The organism is Pseudomonas sp. Root569 (assembly GCF_001427465.1).
In the GTDB taxonomy this organism is placed as follows: domain Bacteria; phylum Pseudomonadota; class Gammaproteobacteria; order Pseudomonadales; family Pseudomonadaceae; genus Aquipseudomonas; species Aquipseudomonas synxantha.
In genome coordinates this window covers 203,672-218,470 of record NZ_LMGQ01000012.1, presented here as the reverse complement: position 1 = coordinate 218,470, position 14,799 = coordinate 203,672, and the positions used below count along the sequence as shown (strand labels likewise).

Below are 14,799 nucleotides of genomic sequence, written 5' to 3'. Positions count from 1 at the left end.
CGACCAATGCTTGGCTTTTAACCTGCGCCGTACTTTATGCAGCGACGCACCCAGGGGGATGATAGGAAGCTGATGAATAAGTTGTAAACAAACTTGTCATCGTGCGTGCTTTGTCTTACCCAGTATTGCGCCCACCGCCAGCGCCATCAGGCCTAAAACCGCCCATGGGAATACCTCGACACCGAAGCTTTGCAGCAATAAGCCACCTACCAATCCTCCCCCGGCTATGCCCAGGTTCCACACCGTGACCAGCATTGATTGCGCGGCATCGGCCGAGTGGCCCGCCGACTTGGCCAGGGCGGTTTGCAACAGGGCCGCGAGGCCACCGAACGCCAGGCCCCACAACGCCACGCTGATGTAGAGGCTGATTGGCGAGCTGATCCAGAGGCCAAGCAGCAAGGCGGCCACGGCGAACATCGCACAACTGATGAGGGTCAGTAGCCGTAGATGCCGGTCAATCCAGATGCCTACCAGCCAGATGCTCAACAAGGCCATCAAGCCGAACACGAGCAATACCCTGTCGATGTCGCCGCCAATCCCGGCTGGCACCAGCAGCGGCGCGATGTAGGTGTAGAGGATGTTGTGGGCCAACACGTAGGTAAGGGTCACCCACAGCACCGGACGTATGCCCGGTAAGGTCAGTACCTTATGCAAGCCCAGGCGCTTGCTTGCCGGTTCACCGGCGAAGTCCGGCAGTTGCCAGCGCGCCCATACCAGCAGTAACAGGGTCAGGCCGGTCATGATGGCGAAGCTGGTACGCCAACCGACCAGCGCACCCAGCAACGTGCCGGCAGGTACGCCGAGGGACAAGGCCAGCGGCGCGCCCAACATGGCCACGGCAATCGCCCGGCCCTGCAGGTGAGGCGCAACCATGCGGCTGGCATAACCCGCCAGCAGTGCCCACAGCAGCCCAGCGAACACACCCGCGAAAAAGCGTGCGATCAAGGTCAGGCCATAGTGGCTGGAAAACGCGGTAACACTGTTGACCAAGGCAAAGCCGCCAATGGCAATCAATAGCAGGGGACGTCTGCGCCAGCCTCGGGTCAGTAGCGTCAGGGGGATGGCCGCGAGTAACGAGCCGAGGGCGTAGAGCGTCACCAACTGCCCGACCAGGGCCTGGGACACGCCCAGCCCTGCACTCATTTGCGGCAGCAATCCGGCGGGCATCGCCTCGGTGAGAATGGTGATAAAGCCAGCCGAGGCCAGGGCCAGCAAGCCTGCCAGGGGTAGGGCCTCATGTTGGGGGGCAGTACCGGCCAATAAAGGGCTGTCGTTCATGGGGTTCTCCTTGAGGGGCAAGGAGACAGGGTAGGGGGCTGCGGTGTGCGGAAAAACAGGCTAAGGTTCCGAACTTATCGGACGTTGTTGTCCGCAATCATCCAAGGCATCACCATGGACAACCTTGGCAGTCTCTCAGTATTCGTACAGGTCGCGGACACCCGCAGCTTTACCGGGGCGGGTCGGATATTGGGTGTGTCATCTTCGGCGGTAGGCAAAAGCATCGCGCGGATGGAAGAGCGCTTGGGTGTCAGGCTGTTTCATCGCAGCACCCGCAGTATCACCCTGACCAGTGAGGGCGCGCTGTTCCTGGAGCGCTCGCGACGCATCCTGGCGGAAGTGGAGGCGGCCGAACAGGAGTTGACCCAGGCCAGTGCCGCGCCTCGGGGTAAGTTGCGTATCAGCGTGCCCCAGGTGCGTGGTTTGTTGATGCCGGTGATCAGCGACTTTATGCGTGCCTACCCGGAAATCGAGTTGGACGTGGATTTTTCCGACCGCATGGTGGACGTGATCGAAGAGGGCTTCGATGCGGTGATTCGCACCGGCAAGCCGGAAGATTCGCGCTTGATGGCGCGCCATCTGGGGCACTACCAATTGGTCATCGTCGGCACGCCCGGCTACTTTGAGCAGCACGGCATTCCAAGTCAGCCGCAACACCTGAATCACCACGCCTGCCTGCGGCATAAATTCTGCGCCACCGGCAAGCTGGAGCCCTGGCCCCTGCGTCATGTTCCGGGCTCAACGGAGCCGAGCCTGCGCACGCCATTGGTCAGTACCACCATCGAGTCGCTCTATCATGTGGTGCAGGAAGGTCTCGGTATTGCATGCCTGCCGGACTACATGGTCAACCAGGCGGTAAGCAAAGGGCAATTGCAGCGAGTACTGGACGAGCACCTCGAGCACCGCGGCAGTTTCTGGTTGTTGTGGCCGGCCAGTCGCCATGCTTCGGCCAAACTACGGGTATTCATCGACCATATGTGTGCCGGGCTTTTTCCTACCGGTGCGGTTCCCTAAGCCTGTGACGTTTTACCGACAGGAATGCGCGCCTCCAGGCCCTGTTCTGTTGCACAATACCGTCCGGACCGTTTTCCTCAGGATTTTCAATGTCGACATCATTTCACTTGCGCAGCCTCGGGTTGGCGCTGGTGCTGGCGGGCGCTGCGGGTTGCTCGTCACCCAAGACCGCTATCTATGAGCACGAGAATTTCGATGACTCCGGTACGTTTTCCCGTGATTACCCGGTCAGCGACGTGGCCGCCTGTGAGGCGGCGCGCCGTGCGTTACTGAGCCAGGGCTACATCATCACCAGCAGCGATCCCAAGTTGGTGGCCGGCAACAAGAGCTTCCAGCAGACTGGCGAGACCCACCTGCAGATCAGCTTCAATGTGGTGTGTGCCGCAGATGGCAAGGGCAGCAATCACTCGACGATGTTTGCCAATGCCTTGCAGGATCGCTATGCGTTGAAGAAGGTCAACAACTCCGCCAGCCTGGGCGTGGGTGTACTGGGTTCGGTGTCGATGCCGATTGGCTCCACCGATGACTCGATGGTAAAGGTGGCGAGCGAGACCGTCTCGGCGCCGAAGTTCTACGAGCGGTACTTCGCCCTGGTGGATGTGTTCCTGCCCCAGGAGGTGAAGCAGGCCGAGCATATTCCCGAAAAGCCCAAGGCTGACCTGGGCATGCCCGAACCCAAGGCTGCGCCGGCTGCCGAGAAGGTCGAGGCGCCGCAGGACACACCGCAGCCTGCCGCCGCGCAACCTCTTGCGCCGCCACCTGAGGCCGCGCCGATCGCGCCGACACCAGAGCCGAACCCGGAACCTGCGCCGGCCCCAACACCGGTAACCGAGCCTGCGCCGGCGCCGACCAACCCCAGCCTGCCAGCACCGACAGAGGCGATTCCGCCCCTGCCAGCGCCTGCGCAGTGACTCAGACGGCTACGGGATCTACCTTGTCGACGTTGATCCCGTAGCGGCTGATGGCCAGGGCGATTTTGTCCCGGCCAATCACACCGTCATCCGCCAACGCTTTCAAGGCCGCCAGAACAATGAAGTGGCGGTCGACCTCGAAAAACTCGCGCAATGCCTCGCGGGTATCCGACTGCCCGAACCCGTCGGTGCCCAGTGCGACGAAACGGCGACCGTGCACAAAGGGGCGAATCTGGTCGGCGAATAACTTCATGTAGTCGGTCGCTACCACCACTGCTCCGGTTTTCCCGTCGAGGCAGGTTTCGACATAACTCTGGCGCGGCTCGCTTTGCGGGTGCAGCAGGTTCCAGCGCTCGGCGGCGTGTCCGTCACGGCGCAGCTCGGTCAGGCTGGTGACGCTCCAGACATCGCTGTGCACGGCGAAATCCTTGGCGAGCAGCTCGGCTGCGGCGATCACTTCCCGCAAGATCGAGCCGCTGCCCATCAGCTGCACCTGCGCTTGCGGGTGGGTGCTCAGCGGATACATGCCCTTGAGGATTCCTTCTTCAACGCCTTCGGGCATCGCTGGGTGCGGGTAATTTTCGTTGAGCAGGGTGATGTAGTAATAGATGTCCTCTTGCTCGACATACATGCGCCGCATGCCCTCGCGAATAATCACCGCCAGCTCGTAGGCAAACGTTGGGTCATAGGCCACGCAGCACGGAATCACCGACGCCAGGATATGACTGTGCCCGTCGTCGTGCTGCAAGCCTTCGCCCATCAGCGTGGTGCGCCCGGCCGTGGCACCCAGCAGGAAGCCGCGCGCACGTGCATCACCCGCGGCCCAGGCCAGGTCGCCAACGCGCTGGAAGCCGAACATCGAATAGAAAATGTAGAACGGCACAGTCATCAGGCCATGATTGCTGTAGGACGTACTCGCCGCGATCCACGAAGAAATGGCGCCGGATTCATTCAGCCCTTCCTGCATGATCTGTCCGTCCTTGCTCTCCTTGTAGTAGCTCAATTGCCCTGCGTCCTGTGGCGTATAAAGCTGCCCGACGGCGGAGTGGATGCCGATCTGGCGAAACAGGCTTTCCATACCGAAGGTACGCGATTCATCCGGCACGATGGGCACGATCAGCTTGCCCAGGTGCGGGTCCTTGAGCAGGGTGCCGAGGATGCGCACAAAGGCCATGGTGGTGGAGATGGCGCGTTCGCCGGTGTCTTTGAGTTGGGTGGCAAACGCGCTCAGCTCGGGGATCTGCAAAGGGGCGACAGCCGTGTGGCGCGCCGGTACATAGCCGCCCAGGGCTTGGCGTCTTGCGGCGAAGTAGCGAGCTTCTTCGCTGTCGGCGGCGGGTTTGAGGTAAGGGATTTCGTCGAGCCGGTCATCGGCGACTTCCAGGCCGAAGCGGTCGCGAAAGGCTTTTACCGCGTCGGCACCCATCTTCTTGAGCTGATGGTTGATGTTCTGGCCTTCGCCGGCTTCACCCATGCCAAAACCCTTCACGGTCTTGGCCAGGATCACCGTGGGCTGGCCCTTGTGGCGCACGGCGGCGGCGTAGGCATTGTAAACCTTGTCCGGGTCATGCCCGCCCCGTGAGAGTTTCCAGATATCGTCGTCGGACATGTCCGCAACCAGCGCCAGCAACTCCGGGTATTTGCCAAAGAAGTGTTCACGCACATAAGCGCCATTCTGGGATTTGTAGTTCTGATAGTCGCCGTCCACGCACTCCATCATGCGTTGGCGCAGCAGGCCGCTCTGGTCCTTCTCCAGCAGTGCGTCCCAACCGCCTCCCCAGATCACCTTGATCACATTCCAACCGGCGGCGCGATACAGGCTCTCGAACTCCTGGATCACCTTGGCATTGCCGCGCACCGGGCCGTCCAGGCGTTGCAGGTTGCAGTTGACGACGAAGATCAGGTTGTCGAGTTTTTCGCGGCCTGCCAGGGAGATGGCAGCCAGGGATTCCGGCTGGTCCATTTCGCCATCGCCGAGGAATGCCCAGACCTTGCGGCCCTGGTGTTGCTTGAGGGCGCGAAACTCCAGGTAACGCATGAACCGCGCCTGGTAGGCGGCGGTAATCGGGCCAAGGCCCATGGACACGGTGGGAAATTGCCAGAAATCGGGCATCAGCCGTGGGTGAGGGTAGGACGACAGTCCCTCGCCGCCGGCCTCGCGGCGGAAGTTGTCGAGCTGGGCTTCACTGATGCGGCCTTCCAGGTAGGCGCGGCCGTAGATGCCTGGGGAAGAGTGGCCCTGGATGTATATCAGGTCACCGTCGAAGGTGTCGGTTCGGCCACGGAAAAAATGATCGAAGCCAACGTCATACAACACCGCCGCTGATGCGTAGGTGGCGATATGCCCACCTACACCTGAGTGTTTGCCTGCGCGCAGGACCATCGCCATGGCGTTCCAGCGGATAAACGCATTGGTGCGACGCTCGATGTCCAGATTGCCGGGGTAGGGCAGTTGTCGTTCGACAGGGATGCTGTTGACGTAGGGGGTGGTGACCCGCCCGTAGAAGTCGCCATGGCGCGCGACGTCGAAATCCAGCAACTGGTCGATCAGGTAATGGGCGCGGGGGCGGCCTTCGGTGGACAACACCGATTCGATGGACTCCAGCCATTCGCGGGTTTCCTGTGGATCATCGTCGAGTCTTGCTGTGTTATTCGAGGTCATGTGAGGCTCCAGGGTAGGCGGATTCAAGCGGCGAGCTCCTTGTGGGAGTGATGCAAATGTAGTTGCAATTGCAACGATATGACGGAATCTAGCGCGGGATGAGCTACTATTGCAACCTTCTTGAAATCCCCCGGATGGTGTTGCATGTCGTCGAAAGAACCGGATGTCTGGTTCCGTTTTGTCAGGGCCCACAGGACGGTCATCCGTGAAATCGAGCGGCGGTTGGCCGCGGCGGATCTGCCGCCGTACGCCTGGTATGACGCCTTGTGGGGCCTGGAGAGCGGGCCCGATGGTACCCGTCGCATGCACGAATTGGCCGATGTGCTGGCCATCGAGCGCTACAACCTCACGCGTCTGGTAGATCGCCTGGAAAAGGACGGCCTGGTGGTGCGCTCGCGTTCCGACGGCGACGGTCGTGCGGCGTTTGCCTCGATCACGGACGCCGGCCGGGTGTTGCGCAAAAAAATGTGGAAGATCTACGAAAGCACCGTGGACGAGCTGTTCCTGTCGCAGATCGAACCTGGGCAACGCCAGGCGTTTGCCGATGCCCTGCAGCGCACTGCGGGGCTGGCGATGTCGGCGGGCGTGCCGACCCGCAGCCGCGGCAAGCGCTGAGCAACAATGAAAAGCCAATGCAAGCCCGAACATTCCAGCTCATCCAAGTGGGTAGCGGGCCATTGCCTTCTTCACGTCTAATGCATCGATCCGTCCTTGTTCCGCCAACGCCCTGAGCGCCGATACCACTACCCAATACCGACTCGGTGCCGTCGCCTGCACCGACCCCGCGCCCAACGCTATAAACCGCGTATCCACGTGCGCCCTCAACTGATCGACAATCGCCTGCGGATAGCCGGTCACTGCAATCACCGGCGCTGTATTTCCCGCCAGGCACTCACGCAAATGGCAACTGCGCCTGGGGGCCAGGGGGTGCAAGCGATTCCAGCGCTCGGCGGCCGCCGCCTCACGGGCCAGCCGTGTGTAGCTGGGGCAGCTCCATACCTGCGCCGTGATATTCCAGTCCTGTGCCAGCAACCGAGCCGCGAGCATGACTTCTTCAAGCGCCCGGCCAGCGCCGAGCAGGCGCACATCTCCCACTTGGCCACGTTGGATCGGATACATGCCTTTGTGGGCGTCTGCACGGTCCTGACTATCCAGCGTGGTGCTAGCGTCCTGATCATGCAGCGCCAGGTAATAAAAGCCCGGCTGCCCGTCGACGTACAGCGTGCGCAGCCCCGCCAGCACAATCGCCCTGGCTTCGTCACCCGAGGCGGGATCGTAAGGGGTGCAGCGCGGATGGGTCGCCAGCCACAACGGCAGCGATGGGTGCGCGCCCTTGGGCCATGGGGAGGGCTGGTTTTCGATGTCATTGCACAAGATACCGCGCTGGGCGGTCTGGTCCGACAGTGCACACAGCTGTGCCGACGATGTCGCGCTGTGCAGGTAGAGCAAAGGTTTTTCGCCGCGATTGCGTGCAAACCATGTGGGCCAGTTGCCCACGCGGCGGCTGCGTGACTGGCCGCGGATCACCCAGGCTTGTCGGCTGGATTCCAGGGTATTGGCCATGGTCATGACCGTATACAACGGCGAGCTGCCCGGGCTGGCGGCGGTGTCGAGTGCGTCGATGCAGCGCAGCGCAGAATGCGCGGTGGAGGCAGGCATGGGGCGAAGCTCCTTTCAACGGATGCTCGTACCCTAATGGAAATGTGGTTGCATTTGCAATGATTGCAATTGCACTTGAAAAGCCTCGCGGTTAAATCATCCCGACCCTGGCGCGTTTAATCTTGAAATACCGGAATGTCATCACGTCGACATTTTTTCGTCATGACGGCACTTTAGGCTGGGTTCGCAGGTCATTTATCTGCAACCGCTTTCAATTCAAGAAGGAGTTCACCATGGACGAATACCAGGAAGAATTGCTGGAGTACCAGGCATTCGAGCTGGATCCACTGGATCCCGCCGACGATGCCACCGAGCTGTAAAACCGACTTCAGGTGGAATGCCGCTGACTGCGGCGAAATTCCCCTGGGGTCTGGTTGTTCCAGCGCCTGAAGGCCCGCTGGAAGGCTTGGGCCGAAGCAAAACCGAGCAAGTAGGCGATTTCGCCGAATGCCAGCTCGGTATCGCGAATGTAGGTCATGGCCAGGTCGCGGCGGGTGTCGTTAAGAATGGCGCGAAACTGCGTGCCTTCCTCGGCCAGTTTGCGCCGCAGCGTCCAGGTCGGCAGCTTCAAGCGTGCCGCCACCTCTTCCAGGTCGGGCTCCCGGCCCCCATTAAGCATCGGCCCGAGCAACCGGGTAATGCGTTCGCGCAGGCTACGGGTGCGGGTCAACTGCTCCAACTCTCTCTCACACAACTGCAACAACAGGTGCCAGGTGCTGGGGCAATGCTGTGGGTTGCGCAGGGCCAGGGTCGGTTGGCTGAGGCGCAGTTGATTGGCGTCGGCGCCGAAGTGCACCAGGCCGTCTCCCAGCACGCTGTATTGTTCGTGGTAGTCCGGCGCTTGGAATTCGATTTCGATCCGTTGCGCCTGCACCGGCTGTTGCGCCAGGCCAGACAGTTGCTGCAGCCAACCGGCGATGATCGAATCGACGACAAAGCGGTTATAGGCGTTGTAGGGACTGATGGAATAGAACCGCAGCCAAGCGCCCTTGGCATCCTCGTGAAAACTCGATTGCCCGCGATAGTTGGAGCCGTACAGCGCTTCAAAGCGTGTCAGTGCGCGCGCTGCTTCGCGCACATTGGGCGCCTGGGCGGCGGTGACGCCGGCAAGGCCAGCCTGGCTCAAGCGACTGAGCTGGCCCATGCGCAGGCCCAGGCCCGGGTCGCCGGTCAGTTGGATGGCCGCGTGACCCAGGCGCATGTAGCGCGGGATTGATAAGCGTGCGCCGGCCTCGGCCAGGCGCGCCGGATCGAGGCCGTATTGCAGCAGCAGCGGTTGCGGGTCCAGGCCGTGGCTGTGGATGGCGTCGGCCAGGGTGTGCACGAAGCCCACCGACAGATCCCCCAGGCGCACCGGCTTCAAGGGCTACAACCAGATGTTCAGCAGGCGCGCACCGCGGGCGTCGCTGTCGGCGAACACTTGCCCGTTGCTGCTGAGAAAGCTCTGGCCGGCGCTGCCCAGGTCCCAGAACTGCCCACGTAAAAATACGCTCATGCCCGCCGTGGCTTGGCTGACGGGTTGCTGGCTGATCAGGGTCAGGCGGCGCCAGGCGGCGCCCTCGCTGGTTTCTTCGGGCTTGAGGCTGACTTCAGCAGGCGTCGACACGCTCTTGAAGCCACGCCATGGGCGGTCCCAGGTGTCGCGCCCGGTGACAAAGGCTGGCACCGCGACCAGTTGCGCACCCTGTTCGTTGAGCTTGCGGTAGTTGTCCGGGTACCAGCTGTCGCTGCCTACCAGAATGCCCAGGCGCCCGGCGGGCGTGTCGACCACGCTGAGGGTGTTTTCATCTCCTGGCGCGATAAACCCGCGTTCATCGTAGATCGGGTAGAGCTGGCGCTGCGGCTGGCCCAATGGCAAGCCATCGGCGGCAAACACCAGGCTGGCGTTGTACAGCGCGCCGTGGCCTACCTGCAGCACCCCTTGGCTGACAGTCGGGTTGGGCAGGGCGATGGAACCGGCCACAAGGGTGACGCCGAACTCCTTGGCCAGGCCGCCGAACAGCACTTGGTAGTCTTGCGCCATGGCCGGGGCTTTCATGCGCAAATACGCGTCGTCCATGCGGTTGTCACCGGTGGCGCTGATCCAGGCGCGCATGAAGGGCAGCGGGTTGCTGATCGACAGCCAGTGCATGGCGTCCTTCAGATGCGCGGCCTGGTACAGCTCGTTTTTTTCGCCACTGAGCATCAGCCAGGTGCCGATATGTTCGGGCAGCACCACGATGGTCTTGGGGTTGATCAGGCCCAGGTCACGCGCGTTTTGCAGGTAGGCCGCCAGTTTCAGGTGCAGGCGTTCCAGGCTCTGGTAGTCGGCGGGGAACAGCTCCGGCTGGATGCCCAGCAGGTTGCCACGCTCGGCCGGCTGGCCCTCATTGACGGCGAGGGTGATGCGCAGGTCCGACAGGTAATGCGCCACGGGGCGCTCCTGGGTCCAGACCAGATACGCGGCGAGAGAGGCAACCAGGGCCATGATGACGGTGAACGCTAGAAGTTTACGCATGGGGCAACAGACAACAGACCGGGTGCAGGGTTCGCGACTAGGGTAGGGCCCATGGCACCGCTTGCCAAGGGGCGCTGTGCATTTGGATCAATAACTTGTCAGTTTCAGTCATTGAGCCGTGGTCCGCTGCCTCTTAGTCTGTGGGACATAAACCGATGGCACGCCGTTCGAGTGCGCCACGTCCCGTGATGATCCGTTGTGGAGCTGTACCATGACCGCTGCTGCCTACCCGCACCTGCTGGCCCCGTTGGACCTGGGTTTCACCACCTTGCGCAACCGTACCCTGATGGGCTCGATGCACACTGGCCTGGAAGAAAAACCCGGTGGTTTCGAGCGCATGGCGGCCTACTTTGCCGAGCGCGCCCGTGGCGGGGTGGGCCTGATGGTCACTGGTGGCATTGGTCCGAATGATGAGGGCGGTGTGTATGCCGGTGCCGCCAAGCTGACCACTGACGAAGAAGCGCAGAAACACAAGATTGTCACCCAGGCCGTGCACGAGGCGGGTGGCAAGATCTGCATGCAGATCCTCCATGCCGGGCGCTACGCCTACAGCCCCAAGCAGGTAGCACCCAGCGCGATCCAGGCGCCGATCAACCCGTTCAAGCCCAGGGAGCTGGATGAAGAGGGCATCGAGAAGCAGATCCAGGATTTCGTCACCTGCTCGTTGCTGGCTCAGGTCGCCGAATACGACGGCGTGGAAATCATGGGCTCGGAGGGTTATTTCATTAACCAGTTCCTCGCTGCCCACACCAACCACCGCACCGACCGCTGGGGCGGCAGCTTTGAAAATCGCATGCGCCTGGCGGTGGAAATCGTGCGCCGTGTGCGCGAAGCGGTAGGCCCCAACTTCATTATTATCTTCCGCCTGTCGATGCTCGACCTGGTGGAAGGTGGCAGCGTCTGGGAAGAAGTCGTGCAGTTGGCCAAGGCCATCGAGCAGGCCGGCGCGACCATTATCAACACCGGTATCGGTTGGCACGAAGCCCGTATCCCGACGATCGCCACCAAGGTGCCCCGTGGCGCGTTCAGCAAAGTCACGGCCAAATTGCGCGGCGCGGTGCAGTTACCCCTGATCACCACCAACCGCATCAATACCCCGGAAGTCGCCGAGCGGATCCTGGCCGAAGGCGATGCCGACATGGTCTCGATGGCGCGACCGTTTCTCGCCGACCCGGAGTTCGTCAACAAGGCCGCAGCCGGGCGCGCCGATGAAATCAATACCTGCATCGGCTGCAACCAGGCATGCCTGGACCACACCTTCGGCGGCAAGCTGACCACCTGTCTGGTCAACCCGCGGGCCTGCTATGAAACCGAGCTCAATTATTTACCGGTCCAGCAAATCAAGAAAATCGCGGTCGTCGGTGCTGGCCCTGCGGGCCTGGCCGCTGCCACCGTGGCCGCCGAGCGCGGGCACCAAGTGACCTTGTTCGATTCCGCCAGCGAGATCGGCGGCCAGTTCAATATCGCCAAGCGCGTGCCGGGCAAGGAAGAGTTCTTCGAAACCCTGCGTTACTTCAAACGCAAATTGCAGACCACCCACGTCGAGCTGTGCCTGAATACTCGCGTGAATGTCGAGCAACTGGTGGCGGGTGGTTATGACGAGGTGATCCTGGCCACCGGTATCGCGCCACGCACCCCGGCGATCCCGGGCGTCGAAAACGCCAAGGTCTTGAGTTACCTGGATGTGATCCTGGAGCGCAAGCCGGTGGGCAAGCGTGTGGCGGTTATCGGTGCCGGCGGCATCGGTTTCGATGTATCGGAATTCCTCGTACACCAAGGCGTGTCTACCAGCCTGGATCGCGAGGCGTTCTGGAAAGAGTGGGGCATCGATACCCAACTGGAAGCACGTGGCGGGGTGGCCGGGATCAAGCCCGAGCGCCATGCACCGGCCCGTGAAGTGTTCCTGCTGCAACGCAAGGCCTCCAAGGTCGGTGACGGCCTGGGCAAGACCACCGGCTGGATTCACCGTACCGGCTTGAAGAACAAACAGGTGCAGATGCTCAACAGTGTCGAGTACTTGAAGATCGATGATCAAGGCTTGCATATCCGCATCGGCGCCGAGGGCGAACCGCAAGTGCTGGCGGTGGATAATATCGTCATCTGCGCCGGCCAGGACCCGCTGCGCGAATTGCACGACGGCCTGGTCGCCGCCGGCCAGAACGTGCACCTGATCGGCGGTGCCGATGTGGCCGCCGAGCTGGACGCCAAGCGCGCCATCAACCAGGGCTCGCGCCTGGCTGCCGAGTTGTAAGGCGACAACAGGGGCGGTGTTAGACTTGCCGCCCCTTTCTCATTCAGATACCTGCCGATGGGCCCTTTCGATTGGCTGCCTTATGCGCCCCTTGAACCTGTGCAGCTTGTTTGGCTGAACGGCATCGAGCTGGCCGTGCTGCGCCTGGACCGCATCGACCCGCTGATCAGCGGCAACAAGTGGTTCAAACTTACCGAACACTTGGCTCAGGCCCGCGCTACCGGCGCCAAAGGGGTTATCAGCCTTGGCGGGGCTCACTCCAACCATCTGCACGCACTGGCAGCGGCGGGCAAGCGCTTTGATTTTCCTACGGTCGGCCTGTTGCGCGGCCATCCCCAAGACACTCCCACGGTGCTCGACCTCAAGACCTTCGGGATGCAACTGCATTGGTTGGGCTACGGCGGTTATCGGGTGCGGCATGAGCCGGGTTTCTGGCTGCCCTGGCGCGAGCAGTATCCCGACCTTTATCCGATACCCGAAGGCGGTGGCGGTCTGGACGGTGCGCTGGGCTGTGGGGTGTTGGTGGAGCAGGCGCGGGCGCAGTTGAGCCACCTCGGCTGGACAGATTACGACGCATGGTGGCTGGCGGCGGGCACCGGTACTACTCTGGCCGGGTTGGTGCTGGCGGAGGCCGGCGCGCATCCGGTGTACGGCGCAATGGCTGTGCCGGATGATCATGGCGTGGCGCAGAATGTGAGTGCGATTGTGCAGACCGGTTATGAGTTGCTGGACGCCTGCCGTGGCGGCTTTGCCAAGGTCGATCCGCTGCTGCTCGACTTTATCGAGCGCACCGAACGGGCCTGCGGTGTGCCACTGGAGCCGCTCTACACCGGCAAGGCGCTGCTGGCATTGAAGCAACAGATCGAGGCCGGACGCTTTGCCCCCGGCACGCGCCTGATCTTCATCCACACTGGCGGCCTGCAAGGCCGCCGAGGTTTCCTGTAGGTGTCAACGGGTGGGATTGTGCCCGCCCGGCATCATTCGCAAGGCAGTGTTATCGCGCATCACATAATGGTGAAAGATCCCCGCCAGCGCATGCAGACCGATCAGCCAGTAACCGATCTGGGCGAACAGCACGTGCCAGCCTTCAATCTCCTCGGCCAACGCCTTGTTTTCTGCAATCAGCGGCGGTAACTCCATCCCATAGAACATCACCGAATGCCCCTTGGCACTGACGATCAACCAACCGGCAATCGGCAAGCCGATCATCAACGCATACAGCGCCCCATGCATCAGCTTCGCCAGCATGCTCTGCCATGGCGGCGGTGCCGGCACGATCTTCGGCGCCACCCCCAGGCTGCGTGCGAACAGGCGCAGCCACACCAGCACAAACACGGTAAGTCCGAACATAAAGTGCATTTCCACAATCAGCGTGCGCGCACCGCTGCCTTTGGGGAACTGGCCGCGTAACTCAATGCAGGCGTAGACCACCGCCAGCAGCACCACCATCAACCAGTGCAACGCAATCGACATGGTGCTGTAGCGCGTATCGGAGTTTTTCCACGGCATCGCTTTTTTCCTCACTCATCAGGGCATACCTCCGCTCTTTAGCGACGGAGTACGTTAACTGTATGCCCGTTTTGAGCGCTTCGCTCGTTGCCAATGCCGTTGCCTTGATCCTGGTCAGTAACTTTGCGGCATTTCCCCGCGTGCCAGGCGTGCGTTGATGTCGGCGATGACATTCGGCAGGTCGTTGATAGTGTCGATCAGGTAGTGCGGGCGCGAGCCTTCGAACATCGTTTCGATGCGCTGACGCTCGCTGGCCAGTGTGGCGCTGTCCAGAGCGCGAAATTGCTCGTAGGTCAGGCCCAGGGCATTGCCCGAGCAGGTCAGCGCCACCGTCCACGTGCCGGCGCGACGGCCTTCGAGGATGCCCGGCACGGTGTCGTCGACCTTCACGCACGCGGCCACGTCATCAATGCCCAGGGCGATCACATTGGCCAGGGCCTGGGCCGGCCACGGGCGACCGTTGGGGACTTCGTCGGTGGCGACCACATGGTCGGCGACATAGCCGTTGGTGGCGGCCAGGGCCACGACCTTGTCCATCACTTGCTTGGGGTAGCCGGAGCAGGAGCCGATCTTGATGCCTTGCGCCCGTAGCGCTGCAATGGTGTCGAGGGCGCCGGGGATCAGCGCCGAGTGCTCGGCGATCTTCTCGATCTGCAGCGGCATAAAGCGCTGGTAGATGGCGGTCACATCATCATCGGTCGGCGTGCGGCCGAAGGCCTTGCGGTAGCGCTCGGCAACTTGCGGCTGGTCGCAGAGGGTGCGGATATGGTCCCACTTGCCCATGCCCATCGGGCCACGGGCTTCCTCGATAGAGACTTGCACGTCGAACTCGGCAAACGCCTCGACAAAGATCTGCGTGGGCGCGAAGGAGCCGAAGTCGACCACGGTGCCGGCCCAGTCGAGGATAACGGCCTGGAGGGTGTTGGGGTTTTGATAGTTCATGGTTCAGATCCTGTGGGTAATGAAACTCATGTAGGAGCGAGCGTGCTCGCGAAAAACTCCCGGGCATCGCGTTGAG

General features: G+C 62.0%; 13 protein-coding genes. 6 read left to right on the top strand and 7 right to left on the bottom strand.

The features are described 5' to 3' along the window. Positions 1-96: 96 nt before the first annotated feature. Complete coding sequence (locus ASD70_RS12650; protein ID WP_056846609.1) at positions 97-1,278, bottom strand: MFS transporter; 1,182 nt, start codon at positions 1,276-1,278, stop codon at positions 97-99. A gap of 114 nt (positions 1,279-1,392) precedes the next feature. Between ASD70_RS12650 and ASD70_RS12645 the strand changes: the two genes are divergently transcribed. Together ASD70_RS12645 and ASD70_RS12640 are read left to right on the top strand one after the other, a co-directional pair. Next, positions 1,393-2,292 (top strand): LysR family transcriptional regulator, encoded by a 900-nt coding sequence (locus tag ASD70_RS12645; protein WP_056846608.1) that lies wholly within the window; start codon positions 1,393-1,395, stop codon positions 2,290-2,292. A gap of 89 nt (positions 2,293-2,381) precedes the next feature. Next, complete coding sequence (locus ASD70_RS12640) at positions 2,382-3,203, top strand: DUF2242 domain-containing protein (protein WP_046068711.1); 822 nt, start codon at positions 2,382-2,384, stop codon at positions 3,201-3,203. Between the two features lies 1 nt (position 3,204). Here the strand turns inward: ASD70_RS12640 and aceE are convergent, their stop codons facing one another. Next, positions 3,205-5,865 (bottom strand): pyruvate dehydrogenase (acetyl-transferring), homodimeric type, encoded by a 2,661-nt coding sequence (aceE, locus tag ASD70_RS12635; RefSeq protein WP_056846607.1) that lies wholly within the window; start codon positions 5,863-5,865, stop codon positions 3,205-3,207. Positions 5,866-6,009: 144 nt separating this feature from the next. Between aceE and ASD70_RS12630 the strand changes: the two genes are divergently transcribed. Then, entirely contained in the window at positions 6,010-6,480 is a 471-nt protein-coding gene (locus tag ASD70_RS12630) for a MarR family winged helix-turn-helix transcriptional regulator (RefSeq protein ID WP_056846606.1), read from the top strand. 39 nt (positions 6,481-6,519) lie between these two features. On the opposite strand, the gene ASD70_RS12625 is transcribed toward ASD70_RS12630, so the two are convergent. Next, positions 6,520-7,524: a transketolase-like TK C-terminal-containing protein gene (locus tag ASD70_RS12625; RefSeq protein WP_056846605.1), complete on the bottom strand. Its 1,005-nt coding sequence runs from the start codon at positions 7,522-7,524 to the stop codon at positions 6,520-6,522. Positions 7,525-7,646: 122 nt separating this feature from the next. Between ASD70_RS12625 and ASD70_RS28910 the strand changes: the two genes are divergently transcribed. Then, on the top strand, positions 7,647-7,844 hold the full coding sequence (locus ASD70_RS28910; protein WP_145916477.1) for a hypothetical protein: 198 nt from the start codon (positions 7,647-7,649) through the stop codon (positions 7,842-7,844). A gap of 8 nt (positions 7,845-7,852) precedes the next feature. Here the strand turns inward: ASD70_RS28910 and ASD70_RS12620 are convergent, their stop codons facing one another. Both ASD70_RS12620 and ASD70_RS12615 read right to left on the bottom strand, forming a co-directional pair. Then, positions 7,853-8,887: an AraC family transcriptional regulator gene (locus tag ASD70_RS12620; RefSeq protein WP_056846604.1), complete on the bottom strand. Its 1,035-nt coding sequence runs from the start codon at positions 8,885-8,887 to the stop codon at positions 7,853-7,855. A 3-nt stretch (positions 8,888-8,890) separates the two neighbouring features. Beyond that, entirely contained in the window at positions 8,891-10,021 is a 1,131-nt protein-coding gene (locus ASD70_RS12615) for a carbon-nitrogen hydrolase family protein (RefSeq protein WP_046068706.1), read from the bottom strand. 211 nt (positions 10,022-10,232) lie between these two features. On the opposite strand from ASD70_RS12615, the gene ASD70_RS12610 reads away from it, so the two are divergent. Both ASD70_RS12610 and ASD70_RS12605 read left to right on the top strand, forming a co-directional pair. Next, positions 10,233-12,272 carry an NADPH-dependent 2,4-dienoyl-CoA reductase gene (locus ASD70_RS12610; protein WP_056846603.1) on the top strand — a complete coding sequence of 680 codons (2,040 nt, stop codon included), beginning with the start codon at positions 10,233-10,235 and terminating at the stop codon, positions 12,270-12,272. 57 nt (positions 12,273-12,329) lie between these two features. After that, the gene (locus ASD70_RS12605; protein ID WP_056846602.1) at positions 12,330-13,217 is read left to right on the top strand and encodes a 1-aminocyclopropane-1-carboxylate deaminase/D-cysteine desulfhydrase; all 888 of its coding nucleotides are present in this window, start codon (positions 12,330-12,332) and stop codon (positions 13,215-13,217) included. A gap of 3 nt (positions 13,218-13,220) precedes the next feature. Here the strand turns inward: ASD70_RS12605 and ASD70_RS12600 are convergent, their stop codons facing one another. Beyond that, positions 13,221-13,781 (bottom strand): cytochrome b, encoded by a 561-nt coding sequence (locus ASD70_RS12600; protein WP_056846601.1) that lies wholly within the window; start codon positions 13,779-13,781, stop codon positions 13,221-13,223. 114 nt (positions 13,782-13,895) lie between these two features. After that, the gene (gene phnX, locus ASD70_RS12595) at positions 13,896-14,723 is read right to left on the bottom strand and encodes a phosphonoacetaldehyde hydrolase (protein ID WP_056846600.1); all 828 of its coding nucleotides are present in this window, start codon (positions 14,721-14,723) and stop codon (positions 13,896-13,898) included. Between the last annotated feature and the right edge of the window lie 76 nt (positions 14,724-14,799).